Source organism: Halobacillus sp. ABA4_118 (assembly GCF_056160205.1).
Genome location: NZ_JBSWWS010000001.1, coordinates 1,391,243 through 1,410,962, shown reverse-complemented (window position 1 = coordinate 1,410,962; position 19,720 = coordinate 1,391,243). Strand labels below are relative to the sequence as shown.

Sequence of the window (19,720 nt, the reverse complement as noted above, 5' to 3'; positions counted from 1 at the left end):
ATGAACATAGGATTAAAAGATTTCCAAGAGGAAGCAGTGTCTGAACTTCTCAAAGAATTGAGGAATGCCAAGGGTGAGGTTCTTAAAGGTGGCTTGCAGGCAGTAGTCTTATCTTCTCCCACCGGGTCTGGTAAAACTGTAATTACGACATCACTGATTGAAGATATTTTGCAAGGAACTGATGAAATACCATCAGAGGAAGCAGTTTTTCTTTGGTTTTCTGACCAACCCGAGTTAAATGAACAATCAAGAAAGAAAATCCTAAATACTTCTGACAGAATAAGAGAAAACGATATAGAAATTATTGGTCCTGAATTCGACCAGGATTGCTTTGATTCCGGCAAGCTTTATTTTATAAACACTCAGAAATTAGGTAAAGATAAAATATTGGTTACAAAAGGGGATAGTAGGGCTTTTACTATATGGGAAACTATACAGAATACATCAGATAAATATGGCGATAAATTCTATCTAGTTATAGATGAGGCACACAGAGGAATGAATGCAACTACAAGAGAGAAGAACTTATCTAGAACAATTGTTCAAAAGTTGATATTGGGTGATGAATCCGAGGGTGTTGAACCGGTTAAGATGATCCTTGGTATATCTGCAACACCTGAAAGATTTTTAGATGTTCTTCATGGTACTGAACAGTACACAAATAGACGAATCCCTAGGATTATTCAAGTAAACCCTGAAGAAGTCAGAAATTCTGGGTTATTAAAAGACCAAATTGTATTGTTTCATCCTGAGGTAGAAGAATTTTCCGATTGGACCTTACTATCTGCCGCCGCTAAACAATGGAAAGCAATGAAAGAAGAATGGAACAATTATACTACAAGCCAAGGTATTGAACCTCAGTCACCTGCTATGATTATTCAGGTAGAAGATAGAAGTGAAACTTCTATTTCTAAAACTGATCTTGAAAAGGTGATTGATGGTCTTGAAGAAGTAGTAGGTCCACTAGACGAAGATGAAATAGCACATTGTTTCGAAGAAGATGTTGATATATCAGTGGGTGACAAAAAAATTAAAAAGATTGAACCATCACGCATACAAGAAAAAACCAGGATAAAGTTTGTGTTTTTTAAAATGAGTTTAACAACGGGATGGGATTGTCCCAGGGCTGAAGTTATGATGTCCTTTAGAAAAGCACAGGATCATACGCTTATTGCACAGTTAATAGGTAGGATGGTGAGGACACCTCTTGCTAGAAGAATTGAGGGACAAGAGGCCTTAAATTCTGTCTCTTTATACTTGCCTTATTATGACCGAGAAGGGCTTAATGACGTAATTAAATACATGAAGGCAGACTCTGACGTAGTTCCTCCGACTAATATGACGGATGGGAATAATCAAAAGTTGTATAAAAGATCTTGTGAGAATGAGGAAATAATTAAAGCTATTGAAAGAATACCGACTTATAAAATCGATAGCGCTAGAAAAACCTCCTATGCAAGAAGGCTTATGAAGTTATCTAGATTGTTAACATCTTTTCATAACATCGATGCGGGTGCATTAGATGAGTCAAAAGAACTTATTGTAGGAAAAATACATTCCTTTAAAGAAAAGTTAAGACAAGCTGATGCTGAATTTGATTATAAACTTAATGAAGCTGATGAAATATACATAACCCCTGTTGTGGTAAAACAAGGAGTTTGGGAGGCAGTACCAGGTGAACCTGTTAAGGTGAAAATATCCGATGCTAATATCTCAGAATTATTTACCAGATGTGGAAAACGACTCGGGGAAGGTCTTCATATGGATTATTGGTCAAAATACTATGAGAGAAGCAATCCTAATATTGCTAAATTAGAATTGTTTTTGACTTTGCAGCATAAAGAAGTGTTTGATGAAATTGAAGAAGTCTGTAAACAGAGGCTAAAGGATTTGTTTGATAGATATAAGAGTAGTATAAGAAAACTTAGGAGTTCAGAACAAGAAAAATATCATAAAATTCGGGAACAGGCCAAAACTCCTGAAGATAATGAATTCTTAACCCCATCAAAAATATTAGTGAACTTAGAAAAAGGACACCCACAAAATAGAAGAGTCGAGAAGCACCTTTACGTCGATGATCAGGGTGAATTTATTACAAAATTAAACAGTTGGGAATTCGATACTATACAAGAAGAAATAGATAAAGAAAATGTAGTCACTTGGATTAGGAATTATGATAGAAAATATTGGTCACTATCTATACCATATATACAAAGCAGTAAATATAAACCATTGTACCCTGACTTCATTGTTGTGAGAAAAGAAAATGAAGAGTATTTAATAGATATACTAGAACCACATAGGGAGGACTTAGAAGATAATTGGGTTAAAGCGGTTGGATTAGCCCAATATGCAGATACACATTGGGCGAGTTTGGGAAGAATTGAACTTATTAGAAAGGTAGGTAACCGATTAAAAAGGTTGGATTTAAATGACGACATCATAAGGCAAAGGGTGCTGACAGTTACATCAAATGGACACTTAAATACTATATTTAATACCGATGCTATATAGAGATTATAAAAGTTAGCTATTAAGGATATTTCCTGATAGCTAACTTTTTTTGTTTTTCATGTCCTATTTTCACCTATTTTGCAAGTACCTCACCAAAGAGACTCAGTCTCTAATCCAAAAAAAGAGGTGAAGGAAAGGTGAATTTAGTTACTAAAGGAAAGTTACAGAAGAAAACGTTTATTGAAAGAAAGAAGAAGGACTTTGGGCACGTAAACCAAAATTGTTTAATTATATATTAAGCGTAGAAAAATCATGGCAACTCTATGCCTATGATCGTAATGAGGAAAATGCTGAAAAGGTATTAAATAGACTTGAATACCCTATTAAAATGAATGCTTTGCCATTGGGTAGGAGATGGGCAGGTAAAAGAATAGAGGCCGATGATTTTCTAAGTATTTTTATGGAAGAAGTATATAAGCTACTAGATAGTTATAATTATTATGGTGATTTTTATTTTTTCGAATATGTTGTTCTGGTTTTGCATAGAAGGGCTATCGATATTACTAGAAAGGTCAAGACACAGCGAGGAATTTTTGAATCAACACTTTTGCCTCTTCAACAACAAACGGCTGATTATATAGCTGATGAACCTGTGAATGTTGAAGAAAAAGTTGTGCAGAAAACACTAATGGAAGAAATCCTTAATAATAAATTACTATCTGATTCGGAAAGGCAGCCGCTAAAGACTATATATGATTATCCGGATTTTAGTTACCGAGAGATAGCATTTCAAAACAGATGTCCAGCGGATGGCGGACATTGGAATGAACTCCTTCCGCACCTCCCTGTCATGGGCGCGCCTCATTCCGGACGGCCGTAACGTTAATCCGGAAGTGGTCCAGTTTTATCAATCGCTTATTGATGAACTGTTGGAAAAAGGCATCCGGCCGATAATCAACCTCAATCATCTTGATAAGCCTCTGCATCTTCAGGATTCGATCTCTCCCCGCTCCCTTTATGGAGCCACTTCAAATGCTCTTGGAGGAATTCGATCCGATAATCATCATGAGTCACACCGTTCTCATCCATGAAGCGCTCTTCCTCTGAGACACCCATGCCGTTTTCTACGACGTACCACGGAATGTTGTTGTAATGATCTTTTATATTCAACGCAATATCATAGAGTCCCTTTTCATAGATTTCCCAACCTCTGAATGGATTCATCCGGCGATCCGCCCATACATACGGATCGAAGAAATGCTCAGGAAGAGCAGGATTGGATACCGGATGTTCTTTCGCCTGTATACGGCGCGGCTGATCGTGAAAAAATTTTTCCGGTTCGATGGTATACCAGTAATCCCAGATGTTCTGTGCTTTCCCGCCTTCCTGTGAAGCCCCTTCGGTTTGTGTGGCGGAGGATGCGGCTCCTCATAGAAATCCTTCCGGATATGAATAGTCCATTTCAGTTCCTCCTCTGGTGACGGGTTTGAGGTTGAGATTGTCCAGCTTGTGCCAGATCGCTGTCAGGATGTAATTTTCATAGTCTTTCTTTTTCGTTCGAGCAAACAACAGTATGTGAAGCGTCGTGAGGGCTATGCGCTGATGGACTTGTATTTCCCACAGCTGCAGATCGGGATAGAAGTGGATGAAGCTTTTCATAAAAACCATCAAACGCAGGATCGATTGCGGATGGACGACATCCTATCAGCAGTGAAGGAAGAGGATATCGGGAATTTCCAAGTGTTCCGTTTGGATGCCACGCTGTCTATAGAAGCCCTGCATGCGAGTATTGTTGAAGTAACGGATCGTATTCGTGAGCAGATGGAAAAAGAACCGCTGCATTGGCATACGTATGAAGAAGAGTTAGAGCTTTGCCGGAGGCAGTCGCATCTGTCCATCTATGATTCCATCACCTTTCAAGATATCGCCAATACGATTTTCGGAAAGAACGCGAAAAGGTACCAGCGCAGTTATTTTCGGATACGTGAAAACATGTGGCTCTGGTGTCCGAAGCTTTCAATCGTTGACCAAGGGCAGACAAAATCAGCAGCGGCGGGCTGGCTGAATGTCCTTGCTGATGACTGGTCCTATATTGATGAGTCGCATGAAGATGAGGAGATTGTAGCCGGGCGGAAAGAAACGTATCAAACAGAGGTGGAGTCCCGACAGGAACGGGCGGTGTTTGCAAAATACAAGGACAACCTCGGTTTTCACCGCTACCGGTTCGTGGGAGTCTACCAGTTGGCCGGGATTTCTCCGGATGACAGCCGGTTTATGCGTTATGAACGGGTAAGCGACAGGGTTGAAATTGGACATAGATGATGGACTTTATTTTTTGGAAGGGGAAAGCAGGGGATGCTTTCCCCTTTTATCCTAATATCCTCTTTTAATCATATATTTCAAATTAAAGTCGTTCATGCTGTATTTTCATCCTCTATTTGTAAAAGGAACAATTTAATTTTCAATTAATTTAGATAAATATCCACGAACCCCCTTGTAAAACGCTTACAAAAAATCTATAATACAACTAAATCGATTTACTAAACCGATTTAGTAAAACAGAAATGTGGAGATTCCAATGAAAAAGATAACCATCGCAGACGTTGCGAAACAAGCAGAAGTATCTAAAAGTACTGTTTCGCAGTATTTGAATAAACGCTATGACTACATGGGAGAAAAAACGAAGAAACGTATCCAGGAGGCCATTGAAGAGCTTGGCTATCAGCCGAACTTCGTCGCCCGGAGCCTGAAGCAGAAGTCGACGAAGACGATCGGCGTCATCGTGGCGAACATCCTGCACAACTTTACGACAGAAGTGACGAGAGCGATTGAAGACGCCTGTCACGGTGCGGATTTTCACACGATCATCTGTAATGCGGATGATGATCCGGTGAAGGAGAAGCACTACATCGAAATGCTCCGGGCCAAGCAAGTGGACGGGCTTATCATTTTCCCTACCGGAGATAACCGCGACTTGTACCAGCAGATGCTGGATGCGTCCTATCCGGTCGTCTTTTTGGACAGGAAGGTGGAGGAGATGCCGGTGACCGCCGTTATGCTGGATAACGAAAGGGCGGCAGAGCTTGCGGTCGACCACTTCGCTGAGAAGGGGTACGAACGGATCAGCCTGATGACGACATCGATTTTCAATCATGTCACACCGAGGATGGAGCGGATTGAAGGGTATAGAAGCGCCCTCCGCAAAAACGGTCTGGCCGTTGAGGAGGAATACATCGTCAGCGCCGATCAGGATGAGATGCAGGAGGCGCTGGAGAAGCTCCTGCAGACGGAACAGCCGCCGGAAGCGATTCTTGCCGGAAACGATCTCGTACTGATCGAAGTTTTGAAATATGTGAAGCACAAAGGTCTACGGGTACCGGAGGATCTCGCCATCATCGGCATCGATGACGTATCGTTCGCAAGCTTCTATACCCCGTCGATTACAACGGTCGCCCAGCCGACGTTCAAAATGGGACGGATGGGCGCAGAGCTTCTGCTGGATAAGATCGAGAAGAAGGATAAACAGATGAGTCCGTTCTACCGCTTCGAGCCGAAGCTGATGGTCCGGGATTCCGTCTAACGAGTCTACAGGGAGGAGGAATGGACATGAATGACGTGATGACGATCGGGGATGCGATGATCACCTTCGATCCATCAAAGAACGGCCCGCTGCGGCATGTGCATACATTCGAACGAAAAGCAGGAGGGGCGGAATTCAATGTCGCCATCGGCTGTGCCCGCCTTGGTTTGAAAACGGGGTGGATCAGCCGCCTCGGAAATGACGAGTTCGGCCGGTACATCCGCAACACGGCTCGTGGGGAAGGCATCGATATCTCCGCGGTCAAGCTGATGGACGGCTATCCAACGTCTCTGAACTTTAAGGAAATCAAGGAGGATGGCAGTGGGAGTACGTTTTATTACAGGCAGAACTCCCCGACGAAGACACTGACTGAGCAGACACTCGACATTGAAGCCCTCCGCAGGACGAAGGTGTTACATATTACAGGGGTGTTTGCGGCCATTGAGCCGGAGAAAAACATACCGCTGTTGAAACGGGCAGTGACCGTCGCCAAGGATCACGGCGCTCTCATTTCCTTCGACCCGAATATCCGTCTTAAACTGTGGAGCCGTGAGGAAGCGAGAAAAGCGCTGATACAGCTGCTGCCTTACGTCGATATTATGCTGACGGGCGTAGAGGAAGCGGAACTGCTGCTTGGTGTGGAGCGTGAGGAAGAGATCGTTGCCGCGTGCCAGCGCTACGGCATTTCAACGGTTGCGATTAAGCAGGGGAGTGAAGGAGCTTTCGCTTCGATGGACGGAGAATCGCTGCGGCTGGCCGCGGTCCCTCCGAAAAAGGTCGTCGATACGGTTGGTGCAGGAGACGGATTTGATGCCGGCTTCATCTACGGCGTCCTGCACGGCTGGTCGTTGAAGCGGACGCTGCAGTTCGCCAACACGATTGGATCGATGGTCGTCAGTGTGTACGGAGATAATGAAGGCCTACCGGAACTGGAAGATGTCCTTGTTCAATTAGGTGAACGAGAATTAGTGGAAAGGTGAGGTGAGAAGATGAACCTGCAGCTGGCCCTCGACCGCCTGACTAGGGAAGAATGCTTCCACATTCTTGATGAGACCGCTCCAACTATCGACTGGATCGAAGTTGGAACAGGGGTCATCAAGGAATACGGGATGGCGGTCGTTCGTGAGATCAAAGACAGATACCCGGATAAAACGCTCGTCGCAGATATGAAGACGTGTGACGCAGGAAAACATGAAGCTGCCCAGGCTTTCCGCGCCGGTGCTGACATGACGACGGTCATGGCGTTTTCCGCCGATCAGACGATCGTCGATACGCTGAAGGTGGCGGAAGAAACAGGAGGCAGAATCATGATTGATCTGCTTGGCGTCACCGACCCGGGACGGATCGAGGAGCTGACCGGACTGGGTGTCGATTTAGTCAGCCTCCATTTCGGTAAAGACATGCAGCAGACCGGTGATATGAAAAAAGAGGATCTGTTTTCGCTCGTAAAGGAACACCCGGATTTGGAAGTCGCGGTCGCCGGTGGGATTAACGCCGATTCCCTTCCCGGGATTTTGAAGGAAGGGCCGGATACGATCATTGTCGGAAGTGCGATTACGAAACAAGCCAACACGAAAAAAGCAGCGGAGTCCCTGAAAGGAGCCATGAATGACTATGAAAACCACCATCAGTACAGTCAGCGGTGAAATCCAGGAAGTGCTGGCCAATGTAGATGAATCCCAGGCCGGAAATCTGGCGGATCAGCTGCAGAAAGCGAAGCGGATTTTCGTTTCCGGCGAAGGGCGGTCCGGCTTGATGGGCAAAGCCTTCGCGATGCGTCTCATGCACGCCGGCTATACCGTCTACGTTACCGGAGAGACGATTACACCGAACATCGAAGCAGGTGACCTGCTTGTCGTTATTTCCGGATCTGGAACGACCGGATCCTTGAAATCCTTTGCCGAAAAAGCGAAGGAAGCAGGAGCAGCCATTGCCGCTGTGACAACCAATCTAACGTCCCCCATCGCTGAGCTCAGTGACTCGGCACTCGTCATCCCGGCAGCTACGAAGAAACGCCTTCCCGATGAACCGGCAACCATTCAGCCACTCGGCAACCAGTTCGATCAATCGGTGCATCTGTTGCTGGATGCCGTGATTATTCAGGCGGTATCGCATCAGGAAGATTCCAACGAACAAATGACGGCACGCCACGCGAATTTGGAATAGGAGGGGAAGACAATGAATACAGCAGAACGTTTGAAGCAGGCCCGGGTCATCCCGGTCATCCGCCAGGCAGATGAAACGAATATCCTGAAGATTGCTGAAGCTCTCGTCAACGGCGGTATCCAGGCGATTGAAATCACCGCAGAAACGAAGGATGCGGCGAAACTCATCCGTAAAACGGCCGATGCTTTTGAAGGGAAGCTGCTCGTTGGGGCAGGCACGGTGCTTGATCCGGAGACAGCGAGAGAAATGATTGCAGCTGGTGCGGCCTTTGTCGTTGCTCCGACACTGAATGTGAAAACCATCGAGCTCGTCCACCGATATGGTCTGCCGTGTATTCCAGGCGTTTTGACACCAACGGAAATCCAGACCGCACTGGAAGCAGGAGCCGGAACGGTGAAAATTTTCCCCGCCGGTACAGTCGGTCCTTCCTATATCAAAAATGTGCTCGGACCGCTCCCGCAAGTGTCCATCATGGCGACCGGCGGCATCCATCTCGATAATATGGAAGAGTACTTCGCCAATGGAGCCGGCATCGTCGGCATCGGAAGCCAGCTTGTGAAAGCTTCTGCACTGAACACCGACAGCGATTATCAGGCACTCCAGGAAAAAGCGGAAATGTACGTGGATCGTGCCCAGCAGTTTCACGAGCAATTGCCGCTCCATGTGTAAGCGGATTCAACTAAAAAGGAGGAAGTAAAAGTGAAAAAGACCTTATCTTTATTGTTGTTCATGTTGTTCGCCGGGGTATTCGTTTTAGCGGGATGCAGTGGTGGCGAAGAGGAAGCGAGCGGAGAGACGGGTGACGGAGACAAGCTGAAAATCGTCGCCGCCCACAACCAGACGTCTCCGGAGAACCCGTATCAAGTGGGAATGGAAGCCTTTAAGGAAACGGCTGAAAGCGCGGACGCCAACATCGAAGTGGAAGTCCACGCCGGAACTCTTGGAACGAGTGAATCGGAACTTGTTGAAAAATTGAAGCTCGGTGCAGCAGATGTTGTGCTCGTATCTCCAGGCTTCATGTCCAAGACGGGCATCGAGGAAATCGATCTTTTCGCCCTTCCATATGTTTTCGAAAACTATGACCACTGGGAAAGTGTCGTGGACGGGGAAGTCGGTGAAACGATGGCCGAGACGATCAATGAGAAATCGAACAACGACTTCAAACTGCTCGGCTACTGGTCCGCGGGTGTCCGTCACTACTACGGCAAAAAACCGCTCGAATCCATGGCTGATCTGGAAGGGATGAAATACCGCACACAGACGTCCGGTGCCGTCGCGAACTACTGGGAAGAAACCGGTGCTGTTCCGACATCTGTCGCTTGGGGTGAATTGTATCAAGGTCTTCAGCAGGGGGTTGTCGATGCAGCAGAAAACTCCTACCCATACTTCGTGCAGCAGAACCATCACAAAACAGATAACGGCAAATACATCACAGAAACCGGCCACGACTATACGACACGCTTTCTTTTGATCAACGGCAAGAAGTTCGAGAACTACAGTGACGAGCAGAAGCAGGCGATCATGGATGCTGCTGAGGCGTCTGTAGAAAAAGAACGTGCTGAGGTGAATAAGCAGGAAGAAGCATACAAACAGCAGGCGATCGATGATGGAGCAGAAGTGAACGAAATCGACCGTGAGCCGTTCATGGAGATTGCTGAACCGATCCAGGATACACGTGCCGAAGAAATCGGCGTGACCGATCTTTTAGAGAAAATCAGAGAAATAAAGTAAAGAGGGGAAGCCCGGGCACGGTCGCTGTGCCCTTTCCTTTTATCTTCTTTGAACCAAGGAGGTTCTGATATTGATTAAATGGTTAGAAAGAATTCAGCTGACCGTCGGCGTCCTGTTTCTGATCACCTTTTTCGTCACCATCATCATCCAGGTGGCCACCCGGTTCATGGGGGTTTCCGCTGTCTGGACAGAAGAAGTCGCCACGTATTCATTCATTTGGTCCGTCTTTATGGGAGCAGCTGTCATGTTGAACAGAAGAGAGCATTTCCAATTCGACTTCCTGTTGAAGAAGCTGAAAGGAAAGGGGAAAAACAGTCTTTACCTGCTTAATGATCTCATTCTTCTCGTATTCAGTATCGCCATTTTCTATTACGGCATCGAAGCGTGCCAGAATTTCTGGAACTACAACTGGGTCTCCCTGCCACAGGTGAAAATGGGCTACGTCTGGATTTCCGTTCCGATCATGGGTGGTACGATGGCCATCTACACCCTCGCCCATATCATTCGCAACGTTAAAAACTTCAGTACAGAGGAGGTGGCAGAATGATTGGTCCTATTTTAGTCTTATTGTTCGTCTTGTTGATGATCATTGGCATTCCGATCGCCTTTGTCATCGGAATCGTCGCCATGACCGGAATCATCAACGTGCCTTACATTCCTGAAGTCACCGTCCCTGTCAAAATGCTGAACGGACTCGATTCCTTCGTGCTGCTGGCGGTTCCGTTATTTATTCTCGCCGCGAACTTGATGAACAGCGGCCAGATCTCGCAGAAGCTCATCGACTTTTCGCTGTCGATGGTCGGCCACATCCGCGGAGGTCTTGCCCACGCCAATATTCTAGTATCGATGCTGTTCGCGGGTGTTTCCGGAGCGTCCCAGGCGGATACCGCGGGTGTCGGGAAAATTTTGATTCCGAATATGAAAAAGCAGGGGTATGACACAGGCACTGCAGTCGGTGTGACCGCTGCCTCCTCAACGATCGGAGTCATCATCCCGCCCAGTATTCCGATGATCATTTATGCCGGGCTGACGAACGTGTCGGTCGGAGCGTTGTTCCTTGTCGGGATCATTCCAGGCGTGCTCATCGGAATCAGCATGATGGTCATCGTCTACATACTGGCGCTGAAACGCGGGTATCCGACGTATCAGAAAGCATCGATGTCCAACTTCATGAAACAGTTTCTCGACGCTATTCCTGCACTGATGACGCCGGTTATCCTGATTGGCGGAATCATCACAGGGATTTTCACAGCGACCGAAGCGGCCGCGTTCGCTTCCATCTATACGGTCATCGTCGGGATGTTCTATTATAAGACGTTGAAGCTGAAGGACTTCCCGAAAATCCTAGTCGATACGCTCACATTGAGCTCCTTGTCCCTGTTCGCTCTGGCGGCTGCCAACGCACTCGGAGAATTGATGAGCTACTACCAGTTGTCCATGTGGGCCGAGCAGTTCTTTGCCAATAACATCGACAGCAAGTGGGTCTTCCTGCTGATCATCATCGCTTTCTTCCTGTTCGTCGGTACGTTCATGGATGCGATACCAGCGATGATCCTGTTCATTCCTGTTGTGCTTCCAGTGGCGCTGACGTTTGATATCAGCCCTGTCCTGCTAGGGATCATAACGATCATGACGCTCGCCGTCGGCCTGGTGACACCACCGTATGGGCTGTGTCTGCTGTTGGCAGCGAAAATCGGAAAACTGCCGATTGAACGGTCGTTTAAGGCTGTCGTTCCGTATATTACGGTCGTCGTCATTGTCCTGCTCGTCGTCGCATTTATTCCTAGTGTCGCGTTCTATATTCCGGAAATGATTAACCCGGGGATGTTTTGAATGAAGAGGTGGAGAATATTCTCCACCTCTTTTTCATGGATTAATGTCTATCTTAAATGGGGAGGATCATGTTCCGTTTATCGGTGGCAGCCGGCCCTGAAGGCTTCACACATCGGCCGGTCTTCTGAAGGACAGTTAAGCACTTTGTTTATTTTCACCTGTGCTTAAGAATATTTCTTCCAATGTAGGTTCATTAACTTCTATTCTGAATATATCAATACCCTTTTCTAAGTAAAGCCTGTTGATTGCAGCAATGGTCTGCTCATTTGATACGACAAGGCCCGTATGTTTACTGGATACTTCCACTTCGGAACCATAGGTTTTAAGCTCTTGGATGAGAGGTGTTTTCACATCAGCCTGTATTTCGCTATGTTTGATATGAACCGTGATATTACTTTGAAAATCGTCCCTTAACTGTGCCATAGTTCCCTGGGTTTTTATTGTTCCTTGATCCATAATCGCGATTTCATCACACAACTTTTCTACCTCATCGAGGTTATGGGAGGTTAGAAAGATGGTGGTTCCCTGGGCCGCAATATCTTGAATGATTTCGTGGATATTCAGAATGGCGTTCGCATCCACACCTGAAGTCGGCTCATCTAAAAAAAGAAGTTCAGGATCATTGATTAAAGCCTGCGCAAGGCCGAGTTTCTTTTTCATACCGAATGAGAATTTCTTCGCCTTTTGGTTGACTGCATCCTCCAGTCCCACTTTTTTTAATAAGTCTTCCATGTGGCTTTTGCTTACCTTCAGTCCTAATATTCTGCTGAAGTATTTCAAGTGTCCCAGGGCTGTTAAATCATCGTAAAACGTAGAGTAGTCAGGTAATACCCCGATCCTGCTGCGTAATTCATCTGCACTGGACCCTTGGTCTGGCAGGAGAGTATAAGAACCTGAAGTAGGGTTGGTTAATCCGGTTATCATATTAATAAAAGTAGATTTACCGGCTCCGTTTTTACCTAAAAAACCGAAGATACTTCCCTTTTTCACTTGTAAGTTGATTTCATTTACGACTTTTTTATCTCCATAGACTTTCGACAACTGGTAGGTTTCAACCGCGTACATTACAAATCTCTCCTCTTAAAAACGAATAGGCTGATAGCTAGAAATATTATCGGGAACAAAAGGACAGGAAACGCCATATACTCCTCCCCATGACTATAGTAAAAATAAGGAGTGATAAAGCTGAATATTTTTAGAAAAATGTTATCGGAAGCCATACTCCAGAACCCCAGCACAGTAAAAGCAACAGCGCCGCTAACCCCTATAAACATGGATAAGGACGGTTTAGGAATCAGCGTCGATAACAGAATCGAAAGACCGACGTAATATAAGATGAAAATAAAGGTTCGAGCGAATTCCAGGAAAAAGAATGCTTTGGAAAACGGAATGATAAGGAGGAAAGCGATGAGTAAGCAGGTGATCCAAAAAAGGGTAACGCCCAGCATTTTACCTGTTACAAAGTTAAACCTCGTCGTTTTGGTAGCTATAAATCTTATTGTTCTGGAACTGAGCTCTTGATTGATCACATTATGCGATAAGCTTAAAACGAAAAGCGGTCCGGCAAGGATCACAATGATAGTCGCTCCAGTGGCATAAGCATTGTTTCCAAAACCTAGTTGATCAAGCTGGCCTTGAAAATTACTGACTAGTTTGGCGGCTCCTAAGGTGACTCCAAAGAGGATGCAGATGATTATGATGGAACGTATGCTTTGAAATAGGTTTTTAAATTCTTTCAGACTAATGGTCAGCATAAGGGCAAATCTCCTTCGTTAACTACAATGGATAGAATTTCTTTTCAATACTCTTCTTATGTAAAAATGACCGCCTGCTTTTTCTTTGATTACGCAGGAACAGCGGACTTTTTCCTACGTAAAATGCTTGCTCCAACGACGATGAACGTCAGCATGATCAACACCCACATCGTGTCGCGGTATGTAGACAGGGTGAGGCTCTGGATGATGGAGTGATAACTCTCGAGCAGCAGCCAGCCGATCGGCAGAATAGGAGCGGCGGTGGCCATCGACTTGTTGAGGACTTTCTTTCCCTGTTCGGTTCTTCCTGCTCTTCCCCACGCAAAGGTAAACAAAATGACGAGAAAATAGATGAAAATCGGAATCAATATTACACCTGTAATGAACATCCTTCAGCCTCCTTACTACGTATACGGACGATCATCTTTTTCGTTTCAATAAATTCCCAATATAAAACAATGCTTATACGATGATCCGAACCTAGCCCTTCACGCCTATAAATCTTGATGATACGGTTTGGAGAGTTTCATACATAAGATTCAGGGAGGCATCAACGTTTGAAATCCAACGTCCTATGATCAGCCTTTATATTTATTCCGCTCACGGGTTGTCAGCATCAATCTGTGGAAGAAGTGATTGAAGCTGGACACAGCTCGTCTATGGAAGTCGCGGATGTGACAGAGTTTGGGAACGTGAAAATGGTTTTGTATTTTACCGATCAGTAAGATGGCCACGCCACCATTGAGTGCACTTGATCGAGAGGGAAATGTTCTTTACGAGGAAGACTTATCCGTGTGACCCCATTTGTATGGAGGTTCGGGCTTAGAGTCCCGATTTTTTACGAAGACTCTGTTAGTGGCCTGGATTATACAATCCTCTTCTCAAACATCTAAGAAATTTTAGTTCATGATTCTATACAAAAGAAACAGAGGTTCTGAAACTTGAGAATCGAATCATTACAACCAATATTCATTTACAGTGATAGCAATGGAGGTACAGAACTTGAAGAAATTATTTTTCTATTTGTTTATCTTGATGTTTGTCATGGCTGGGTGTACAAACCAAACCATTAGGTTGTCAGGTGAATCCAGCAGCTGGGAGGGAGAATACTCGGCAGATAACGGACCTGATACAGAATATGGAGAATTTACGTTCCATTACAAGAAAGATGAAGAATTGAAAGACTTGAAAATTACGATCAATGAGGGAGAAACTGTTCAAACATGGGCAGCATTGGATAAAAGAACAGTGACGATCTCTTCTCAATGTTCAGGCTGCACGCCTGAATCAGGTGACCCTATACAAGTAGAAATTCAATGGGGCCGTCCACAGCAAACAGAAAAACTAACACTGGAGTAAATTTTAGCGAGCGTAATCTTAGAATCATATGTTAAATGTTTTGCATCTTTAACTAATGAAATTGACCTTTGAACCCCCATCAGCATCGAATGCTTACAAGCCGTCGATGCTGATGGGGGTTCAATATTGGTAAGTGTCTAATGTTCTAACACCACTGGTTTTTTGCTAATCTTGAAGACTCATCTTCCTTATGTTTGGTATTTTGAAACTAAATTGGAGAAGTATCGTATGAGTAATATGAGGAGTTTCAATATAGGTGAACGAGGATAACTATCGTACTTCTAAAATGGAGGTGTTGGAACGTTATGAATACTGGAAGCCGACATAAACTGTTCAATATTTCTATAGCCAACAAACAAAACATTGAAGGTTATCCTATTGAGAGGGGGAAAGAAAATGAACATTAAGGTGGTACTCTTAACGCTTCTTCTTTTCCAACTCTTATATTTATCGGTAAAAGTTAAAAATGATAAACATATCAAACATTATATACCTGCCTTTATTATAAGTGTAATTACAGCTTGGTCTATTTATAAAACCTTTACTCTGAGTGGGTTTGAAGGTATCAACTCAGCTATTTTTTCTGCTGTTGGACTATTCGTTTCATTTGTCTTTACCAAACATCCTCCGTTTTTAAAAGCCAAAATATAATGTCTTGAAACTGACCCTAAAAGAAGCGATTTTTTAATATGAGCAATCGATTCTTTAAGGGTCAGGTTATTTGAAGAGCCTGATTCCAGATATTCTTTTAAGATGTATTTCGTATAGATTTGAGTTGAAAATAATTATTTGAAATAATTGGAATTGATTTATAAGTTGCTCATTCTCTACATATGGGGAGGTAGAAGAAGTTGCTAAAGTCTGAGTTTGCCAATAGATTCATAAGTTTACTTGTTCTTTGGGGGTTAGTGACTTTTGTGTTAGTAAATGATAACGGTATATCTGTAGATAACACGGCTTTACTAATCCTTACCATTGTTTTAGCGATTTTGGGCACAACTTATCACTTATATAAATTATTTCTGAACAAGGAATAAGTAATGAACATCTTGAAACCAAACCTTCCTGTTACGTCGGATTTACTGTAGCAAAGGAAAACGTCTCTTTTACCAAATCCAGAATGTATAACTCAACTGTTAACGGGGGAGATCAAGTTGAAAGTACAAAGGATAAAAGCAGAACAAACTTATAATCTCCGACACAAAATACTTAGACCTCATCAACCGTTCGAGGCATGTCAATATCATACAGATCATGACGATGATGCTTTCCATATCGGGGCGTTTAATGATGAAGGTTTGATAAGTGTGGCTTCTTTTTATCTTGAATCCCATCCTGAATTTCGAAGCTCTCACCAATATAGATTAAGGGCTATGGCTACTGTGGAAGAGTTTAGAGGTATGGGAGCGGGGAGGGAGGTAGTGAATTTCGCCGAGAGGGATTTGAGAGAACGTAAAGCTGACTTTCTTTGGTGTAAAGGAAGAACTTCTGTCCAAAAATATTATGAAAGGCTGGGATTTAAGCCTTTTGGAGAAGTTTTTGATTACCATCCAATTGGTCCCCATGTCATTATGTATAAAGTTATAAAATAGAAAGTTAAGAACTATTTATCCAATATTTACCTATAATTTAAGTCTTAAGCTGACGGGTGATCCTATGTCTGAAGAGAATGAAAAAGAAATCTTACATGAAATGAAGAAAATGAATGAAAAGCTTGATAAATTAAATGAACCTATTCCATTCACAACGCCGGTTATAATTGTAGTCGGCATTGCCGGACTTTTACTTTTGGCACCATTGTTAGTCGATGTGCTCGTATCTATCCTATAGAATGGAGTACCGCAGCGATGGAAGTATCGCGAATTCTATTCTCCCTGTAACAGGGACGTTTGTTCAATAAATGCCATTGTCCTATATTCTTAGAATGAATTGACTCAGTATAAACATTACAAGAAATAGACCAATGCCTAACACACTGTATCCAAGATGTTTACGTTCTGACAAGTATTCTCCTTGAACAGCTTTCCAATCTGGATAAAAAAAGCTGATCACTCGGACAGCTATTATACCAATCATAACTAAAACGACAGCTAATACTTCCATTCATTTACCTCCTTTTACATATCCAGTATCCTTTTCCTTTCTGTGTAAAACTAAGTGGGAGATGTTTGTTGTCGTTTATAAATGTATCTTGTAATGGAGTTTTATAAAACCGGGGCGATTATTCAAAATATAATCGCTTTTTTTAAACTGAAAATAGGCCCGGGTTGTGCAAAAATCGGTGGCGGGGAGAATAAGCATACAATTAACATGGGTGTTTTTTCCATAAAACTGCATATTTGGTATGATACATTTACATCTTATTGATTCATTCATCAAATCACTTTGAAAAATGAAGTGAAACCACAATAGCTGAGAGAGGGGAATGCAGATGTTTTCAAAGGGGAAAACCACAACGGGAAAATGGCTGGCTTATTTAGGTTTATGGATGTTTGCTGCGGGATTTGCATTTAGTGAAATTATAGGAATTGAAGGTACTCCAAGTTTGTTAAGGTCTGCATTCATCCCAATGATTGTAATAGGATTATTGATGTTAATCATATCAAACTTCTTCAATGAGGAACGTTATAAAAACGAAGGATAGCAAAAGGTGGGAGATCTCACGACTGAGTCTTCAAGAAGGCATTAGTTGAATCAGCCAAATAATAAAAGAGGAGAACCTGTAAGGCTCGCCTCTTTCGTCTGATTAAGAAATCGTGAATCCTTCTTCTTCCTTTATGCCACCTTTTTCCTCGAACTCATCCAGCAGCGCACGTACCTCATCCGTAGAATGGGTGCCCATCAGCTGATTTCTCAGCTCACCGGCTCCACGGAAGCCGCGGACATAAATCTTGAAGAAGCGGCGGAGCGGTTTGAAAAGACGCGGCTCCAGCTCTTCGGAATACTTGTCGTGAAGATCCAGCTGCAGACGTAGAAGGTCCAGCAGTTCATCACTTGTGTGTTCCTTCTTCTCCACTTCGAAGCAGAATGGATTGTGGAACACACCGCGTCCGATCATGATGCCGTCGACGCCGTATTTTTCAACGAGCTCCAGTCCCTTTTGACGGTCAGGGATGTCTCCGTTAATTGTGATCAGCGTGTTCGGAGCCACTTCATCGCGAAGCGCCATAATATCAGGGATCAGCTCCCAGTGGGCATCGAAGTTACTCATTTCCTTCTTCGTCCGAAGGTGGATGGACAGGTTGACGATGTCCTGTTCCAAGAGGTGCTTCAGCCATGGACGCCATTCGTCGAGGTTCGTGTAGCCAAGACGGGTCTTCACGCTGACAGGCAGTCCGCCGGCTTTCGCTGCATCAATGATTTCAGCAGCCACTTCCGGACGACGGATCAGGCCGGAGCCTTTTCCATTTCCGGCTACGTTCTGAACCGGGCAGCCCATGTTGATATCAATCCCACGGTAGCCCATCTCCGCCATGCCGATACTCATCTCGCGGAAGTATTCAGGTTTGTCTCCCCAAATGTGGGCGACGATCGGCTGTTCATCCTCTGTGAACGTCAGGCGGCCGCGCACGCTGTCCTTCCCTTTCGGATGGCAGTAGCTTTCTGTATTTGTAAACTCAGTGAAAAACACATCAGGTCGTGCTGCTTCCGTCACCACATGACGGAACACAACATCTGTCACGGCTTCCATCGGCGCTAGAATGAAAAACGGCCGGGGCAGCTCATGCCAAAAATTATCTTTCATAATATATCTGAACCCTTTCTTTATGAGAAGTTTGATTCCCAAAGCTAAAAAGCGACGCTATCTATATCCATTACCATATTGAATGGATTTCAACCAGTATATACTTTAATAGTATCTTACGAAAAGTGCAAGGGAACGAGATGGTTTGGCTGGGTATAAATGCACATGAAGTCATATTCTGTGTAATGGGTAGAGGGGTTCTTTTTTATGGAATAGGTCTTACTCCAAATTCCGGCACATCAAATTCCTTAATATGGTAAAATTTATGCATGAGTAATCCGGAGGGGCAGGAGGAAACTTATGAATAAAGCGGGGAAATGGATTCTAATCACGATTGGTTCTATGGCAGCTTGTATCGGGCTCCTGATCGTTATCTTTATCATCGATATGACACCAAATTCATCAAAAGAAGAAAAGGTGAAGGAAAAAGCAGCCGCTTACTTGGAAGAGACGTATTCCGGTCAAATGGAAATCTTCGATACGCTGTACGATAACATGGGAAACTTCGCTGGGTTTGAGTACGCTGCCAAGGTAACGAATAATGATAACGACGTGAGCTTCTTAGTCTATGAAGATGGAAGCAGCGGCAGGATGGTCGACGACTATGCGGTCAGATATTACGAAGATCAATTGTATGACATGATCATTGACGATATAGAACAGAGGTTTAGTCCTATTGGGATGGTCACGGTTTCATACGATGAAGGGATCCAGAGAAAATTTCAGGGTGAAGTAGACCTTCCGGAGATTCGTGAACTGGAAGCTTCTCCGTCCATCATCGTCTGGCTCGATCGGGACGCGGAAGAGGGCGATCAAAGAAGAGTGGATGAGTTAATGGATATCTTGAAAAATGAGCTCGAAATCCCTCATGCCGGGCTGAAAGTGGATGATCAAAGTTTCGAAAAGGAAAATATTATAGAAGAGTATTGAGAACGTTTGAAAGCAGAACAGGAAGAGGACGCATCTGTTCTGCTTATACTCCGAAGAATAATCTTCTTTCTGCTTTTTTCTTAAAATAATAACCTCGATCAATTTAAATACGATATAGGCACCATACAATATAAAAAATACGTCCCTCCACATGGTGTTTGTTATAAA

24 protein-coding genes and 1 pseudogene are annotated in these 19,720 nt (G+C 44.1%); 18 read left to right on the top strand and 7 right to left on the bottom strand.

Annotation, left to right across the window (positions count from 1 at the left end; genetic code table 11):
* From ACXAGL_RS06860 to ACXAGL_RS06850, 3 genes are all read left to right on the top strand, one after another.
* Positions 1-2,514 carry a DEAD/DEAH box helicase gene (locus ACXAGL_RS06860; RefSeq protein ID WP_474990565.1) on the top strand — a complete coding sequence of 838 codons (2,514 nt, stop codon included), beginning with the start codon at positions 1-3 and terminating at the stop codon, positions 2,512-2,514.
* A 220-nt stretch (positions 2,515-2,734) separates the two neighbouring features.
* Positions 2,735-3,334, top strand: coding sequence for an RNA polymerase sigma factor (locus ACXAGL_RS06855; protein WP_474990563.1), 600 nt, complete (start codon positions 2,735-2,737; stop codon positions 3,332-3,334).
* Positions 3,264-3,545 (top strand): family 1 glycosylhydrolase, encoded by a 282-nt coding sequence (locus ACXAGL_RS06850; RefSeq protein WP_474990561.1) that lies wholly within the window; start codon positions 3,264-3,266, stop codon positions 3,543-3,545. Before ACXAGL_RS06855 ends, ACXAGL_RS06850 begins: the two co-directional genes overlap by 71 nt.
* On the opposite strand, the pseudogene ACXAGL_RS06845 reads toward ACXAGL_RS06850, so the two are convergent.
* Positions 3,448-3,771: pseudogene (locus tag ACXAGL_RS06845) on the bottom strand (family 1 glycosylhydrolase); the annotation flags it as partial. The gene ACXAGL_RS06850 and the pseudogene ACXAGL_RS06845 sit on opposite strands and share 98 nt — an antisense overlap.
* A gap of 111 nt (positions 3,772-3,882) precedes the next feature.
* Positions 3,883-4,023: an AbaSI family restriction endonuclease gene (locus tag ACXAGL_RS06840; RefSeq protein ID WP_474990559.1), complete on the bottom strand. Its 141-nt coding sequence runs from the start codon at positions 4,021-4,023 to the stop codon at positions 3,883-3,885.
* On the opposite strand from ACXAGL_RS06840, the gene ACXAGL_RS06835 reads away from it, so the two are divergent.
* The 9 genes from ACXAGL_RS06835 to ACXAGL_RS06795 all read left to right on the top strand — a co-directional run bounded on the left by ACXAGL_RS06835 (position 3,964) and on the right by ACXAGL_RS06795 (position 11,764).
* Entirely contained in the window at positions 3,964-4,776 is an 813-nt protein-coding gene (locus ACXAGL_RS06835; protein ID WP_474990557.1) for an AbaSI family restriction endonuclease, read from the top strand. The genes ACXAGL_RS06840 and ACXAGL_RS06835 overlap by 60 nt on opposite strands.
* A gap of 256 nt (positions 4,777-5,032) precedes the next feature.
* Positions 5,033-6,034: a LacI family DNA-binding transcriptional regulator gene (locus ACXAGL_RS06830; protein ID WP_474990555.1), complete on the top strand. Its 1,002-nt coding sequence runs from the start codon at positions 5,033-5,035 to the stop codon at positions 6,032-6,034.
* A 26-nt stretch (positions 6,035-6,060) separates the two neighbouring features.
* Positions 6,061-7,014, top strand: coding sequence for a sugar kinase (locus tag ACXAGL_RS06825; RefSeq protein WP_474990553.1), 954 nt, complete (start codon positions 6,061-6,063; stop codon positions 7,012-7,014).
* A gap of 9 nt (positions 7,015-7,023) precedes the next feature.
* Entirely contained in the window at positions 7,024-7,680 is a 657-nt protein-coding gene (gene hxlA / locus ACXAGL_RS06820) for a 3-hexulose-6-phosphate synthase (RefSeq protein WP_474990551.1), read from the top strand.
* On the top strand, positions 7,643-8,200 hold the full coding sequence (gene hxlB, locus ACXAGL_RS06815) for a 6-phospho-3-hexuloisomerase (RefSeq protein ID WP_474990549.1): 558 nt from the start codon (positions 7,643-7,645) through the stop codon (positions 8,198-8,200). Before hxlA ends, hxlB begins: the two co-directional genes overlap by 38 nt.
* A 12-nt stretch (positions 8,201-8,212) precedes the next feature.
* Positions 8,213-8,869, top strand: a complete 657-nt coding sequence (locus ACXAGL_RS06810) for a bifunctional 4-hydroxy-2-oxoglutarate aldolase/2-dehydro-3-deoxy-phosphogluconate aldolase (RefSeq protein ID WP_474990547.1) — start codon at positions 8,213-8,215, stop codon at positions 8,867-8,869.
* A gap of 30 nt (positions 8,870-8,899) precedes the next feature.
* A complete protein-coding gene (locus tag ACXAGL_RS06805; protein WP_474990545.1) occupies positions 8,900-9,931 on the top strand; it encodes a TRAP transporter substrate-binding protein in 1,032 nt (343 codons plus the stop codon).
* A gap of 70 nt (positions 9,932-10,001) precedes the next feature.
* Complete coding sequence (locus tag ACXAGL_RS06800) at positions 10,002-10,478, top strand: TRAP transporter small permease (RefSeq protein ID WP_027955955.1); 477 nt, start codon at positions 10,002-10,004, stop codon at positions 10,476-10,478.
* Complete coding sequence (locus ACXAGL_RS06795) at positions 10,475-11,764, top strand: TRAP transporter large permease (protein ID WP_206934818.1); 1,290 nt, start codon at positions 10,475-10,477, stop codon at positions 11,762-11,764. Before ACXAGL_RS06800 ends, ACXAGL_RS06795 begins: the two co-directional genes overlap by 4 nt.
* Before the next feature lie 135 nt (positions 11,765-11,899).
* Here ACXAGL_RS06795 and ACXAGL_RS06790 read toward each other — a convergent pair whose 3' ends face one another.
* The 3 genes from ACXAGL_RS06790 to ACXAGL_RS06780 form a co-directional block, all read right to left on the bottom strand.
* Positions 11,900-12,829, bottom strand: a complete 930-nt coding sequence (locus ACXAGL_RS06790; protein ID WP_474990542.1) for an ABC transporter ATP-binding protein — start codon at positions 12,827-12,829, stop codon at positions 11,900-11,902.
* Positions 12,829-13,518, bottom strand: a complete 690-nt coding sequence (locus tag ACXAGL_RS06785; protein WP_474990540.1) for an ABC transporter permease subunit — start codon at positions 13,516-13,518, stop codon at positions 12,829-12,831. Before ACXAGL_RS06785 ends, ACXAGL_RS06790 begins: the two co-directional genes overlap by 1 nt.
* Before the next feature lie 89 nt (positions 13,519-13,607).
* On the bottom strand, positions 13,608-13,907 hold the full coding sequence (locus ACXAGL_RS06780; RefSeq protein WP_474990538.1) for a hypothetical protein: 300 nt from the start codon (positions 13,905-13,907) through the stop codon (positions 13,608-13,610).
* A 613-nt stretch (positions 13,908-14,520) separates the two neighbouring features.
* Between ACXAGL_RS06780 and ACXAGL_RS06775 the strand changes: the two genes are divergently transcribed.
* The 4 genes from ACXAGL_RS06775 (at position 14,521) to ACXAGL_RS06760 (ending at position 16,707) form a co-directional block, all read left to right on the top strand.
* Positions 14,521-14,877, top strand: a complete 357-nt coding sequence (locus ACXAGL_RS06775) for a hypothetical protein (protein ID WP_474990536.1) — start codon at positions 14,521-14,523, stop codon at positions 14,875-14,877.
* A gap of 396 nt (positions 14,878-15,273) precedes the next feature.
* On the top strand, positions 15,274-15,528 hold the full coding sequence (locus ACXAGL_RS06770; protein ID WP_474970071.1) for a hypothetical protein: 255 nt from the start codon (positions 15,274-15,276) through the stop codon (positions 15,526-15,528).
* Between the two features lie 503 nt (positions 15,529-16,031).
* Entirely contained in the window at positions 16,032-16,469 is a 438-nt protein-coding gene (locus ACXAGL_RS06765; RefSeq protein ID WP_474970070.1) for a GNAT family N-acetyltransferase, read from the top strand.
* 64 nt (positions 16,470-16,533) lie between these two features.
* The gene (locus ACXAGL_RS06760) at positions 16,534-16,707 is read left to right on the top strand and encodes a hypothetical protein (RefSeq protein ID WP_474990534.1); all 174 of its coding nucleotides are present in this window, start codon (positions 16,534-16,536) and stop codon (positions 16,705-16,707) included.
* A gap of 81 nt (positions 16,708-16,788) precedes the next feature.
* On the opposite strand, the gene ACXAGL_RS06755 is transcribed toward ACXAGL_RS06760, so the two are convergent.
* Positions 16,789-16,980 (bottom strand): hypothetical protein, encoded by a 192-nt coding sequence (locus ACXAGL_RS06755; RefSeq protein WP_474990532.1) that lies wholly within the window; start codon positions 16,978-16,980, stop codon positions 16,789-16,791.
* A gap of 328 nt (positions 16,981-17,308) precedes the next feature.
* Here ACXAGL_RS06755 and ACXAGL_RS06750 point away from each other — a divergent pair, with 328 nt between their 5' ends.
* Positions 17,309-17,521: a hypothetical protein gene (locus ACXAGL_RS06750; protein WP_474990530.1), complete on the top strand. Its 213-nt coding sequence runs from the start codon at positions 17,309-17,311 to the stop codon at positions 17,519-17,521.
* Positions 17,522-17,623: 102 nt separating this feature from the next.
* On the opposite strand, the gene ACXAGL_RS06745 is transcribed toward ACXAGL_RS06750, so the two are convergent.
* On the bottom strand, positions 17,624-18,622 hold the full coding sequence (locus ACXAGL_RS06745) for a tRNA dihydrouridine synthase (RefSeq protein ID WP_474990528.1): 999 nt from the start codon (positions 18,620-18,622) through the stop codon (positions 17,624-17,626).
* A gap of 300 nt (positions 18,623-18,922) precedes the next feature.
* Between ACXAGL_RS06745 and ACXAGL_RS06740 the strand changes: the two genes are divergently transcribed.
* On the top strand, positions 18,923-19,552 hold the full coding sequence (locus ACXAGL_RS06740) for a hypothetical protein (protein WP_474990526.1): 630 nt from the start codon (positions 18,923-18,925) through the stop codon (positions 19,550-19,552).
* Positions 19,553-19,720 lie beyond the last annotated feature (168 nt).

What these genes read in the sequence shown, in the direction of transcription:
- ACXAGL_RS06790 (WP_474990542.1), bottom strand. Translation starts at nt 12,829, where the DNA reads ATGTACGCGGTTGAAACCTACCAGTTGTCGAAAGTCTATGGAGATAAA.
- ACXAGL_RS06750 (WP_474990530.1), top strand. Translation starts at nt 17,309, where the DNA reads ATGTTTTCAAAGGGGAAAACCACAACGGGAAAATGGCTGGCTTATTTA.
- ACXAGL_RS06785 (WP_474990540.1), bottom strand. Translation starts at nt 13,518, where the DNA reads ATGCTGACCATTAGTCTGAAAGAATTTAAAAACCTATTTCAAAGCATA.
- ACXAGL_RS06860 (WP_474990565.1), top strand. Translation starts at nt 1, where the DNA reads ATGAACATAGGATTAAAAGATTTCCAAGAGGAAGCAGTGTCTGAACTT.
- ACXAGL_RS06825 (WP_474990553.1), top strand. Translation starts at nt 6,061, where the DNA reads ATGAATGACGTGATGACGATCGGGGATGCGATGATCACCTTCGATCCA.
- hxlA (WP_474990551.1), top strand. Translation starts at nt 7,024, where the DNA reads ATGAACCTGCAGCTGGCCCTCGACCGCCTGACTAGGGAAGAATGCTTC.
- ACXAGL_RS06740 (WP_474990526.1), top strand. Translation starts at nt 18,923, where the DNA reads ATGAATAAAGCGGGGAAATGGATTCTAATCACGATTGGTTCTATGGCA.
- ACXAGL_RS06795 (WP_206934818.1), top strand. Translation starts at nt 10,475, where the DNA reads ATGATTGGTCCTATTTTAGTCTTATTGTTCGTCTTGTTGATGATCATT.
- hxlB (WP_474990549.1), top strand. Translation starts at nt 7,643, where the DNA reads ATGACTATGAAAACCACCATCAGTACAGTCAGCGGTGAAATCCAGGAA.
- ACXAGL_RS06745 (WP_474990528.1), bottom strand. Translation starts at nt 18,622, where the DNA reads ATGAAAGATAATTTTTGGCATGAGCTGCCCCGGCCGTTTTTCATTCTA.
- ACXAGL_RS06770 (WP_474970071.1), top strand. Translation starts at nt 15,274, where the DNA reads ATGAACATTAAGGTGGTACTCTTAACGCTTCTTCTTTTCCAACTCTTA.
- ACXAGL_RS06810 (WP_474990547.1), top strand. Translation starts at nt 8,213, where the DNA reads ATGAATACAGCAGAACGTTTGAAGCAGGCCCGGGTCATCCCGGTCATC.
- ACXAGL_RS06830 (WP_474990555.1), top strand. Translation starts at nt 5,033, where the DNA reads ATGAAAAAGATAACCATCGCAGACGTTGCGAAACAAGCAGAAGTATCT.
- ACXAGL_RS06850 (WP_474990561.1), top strand. Translation starts at nt 3,264, where the DNA reads ATGGCGGACATTGGAATGAACTCCTTCCGCACCTCCCTGTCATGGGCG.
- ACXAGL_RS06755 (WP_474990532.1), bottom strand. Translation starts at nt 16,980, where the DNA reads ATGGAAGTATTAGCTGTCGTTTTAGTTATGATTGGTATAATAGCTGTC.
- ACXAGL_RS06760 (WP_474990534.1), top strand. Translation starts at nt 16,534, where the DNA reads ATGTCTGAAGAGAATGAAAAAGAAATCTTACATGAAATGAAGAAAATG.
- ACXAGL_RS06780 (WP_474990538.1), bottom strand. Translation starts at nt 13,907, where the DNA reads ATGTTCATTACAGGTGTAATATTGATTCCGATTTTCATCTATTTTCTC.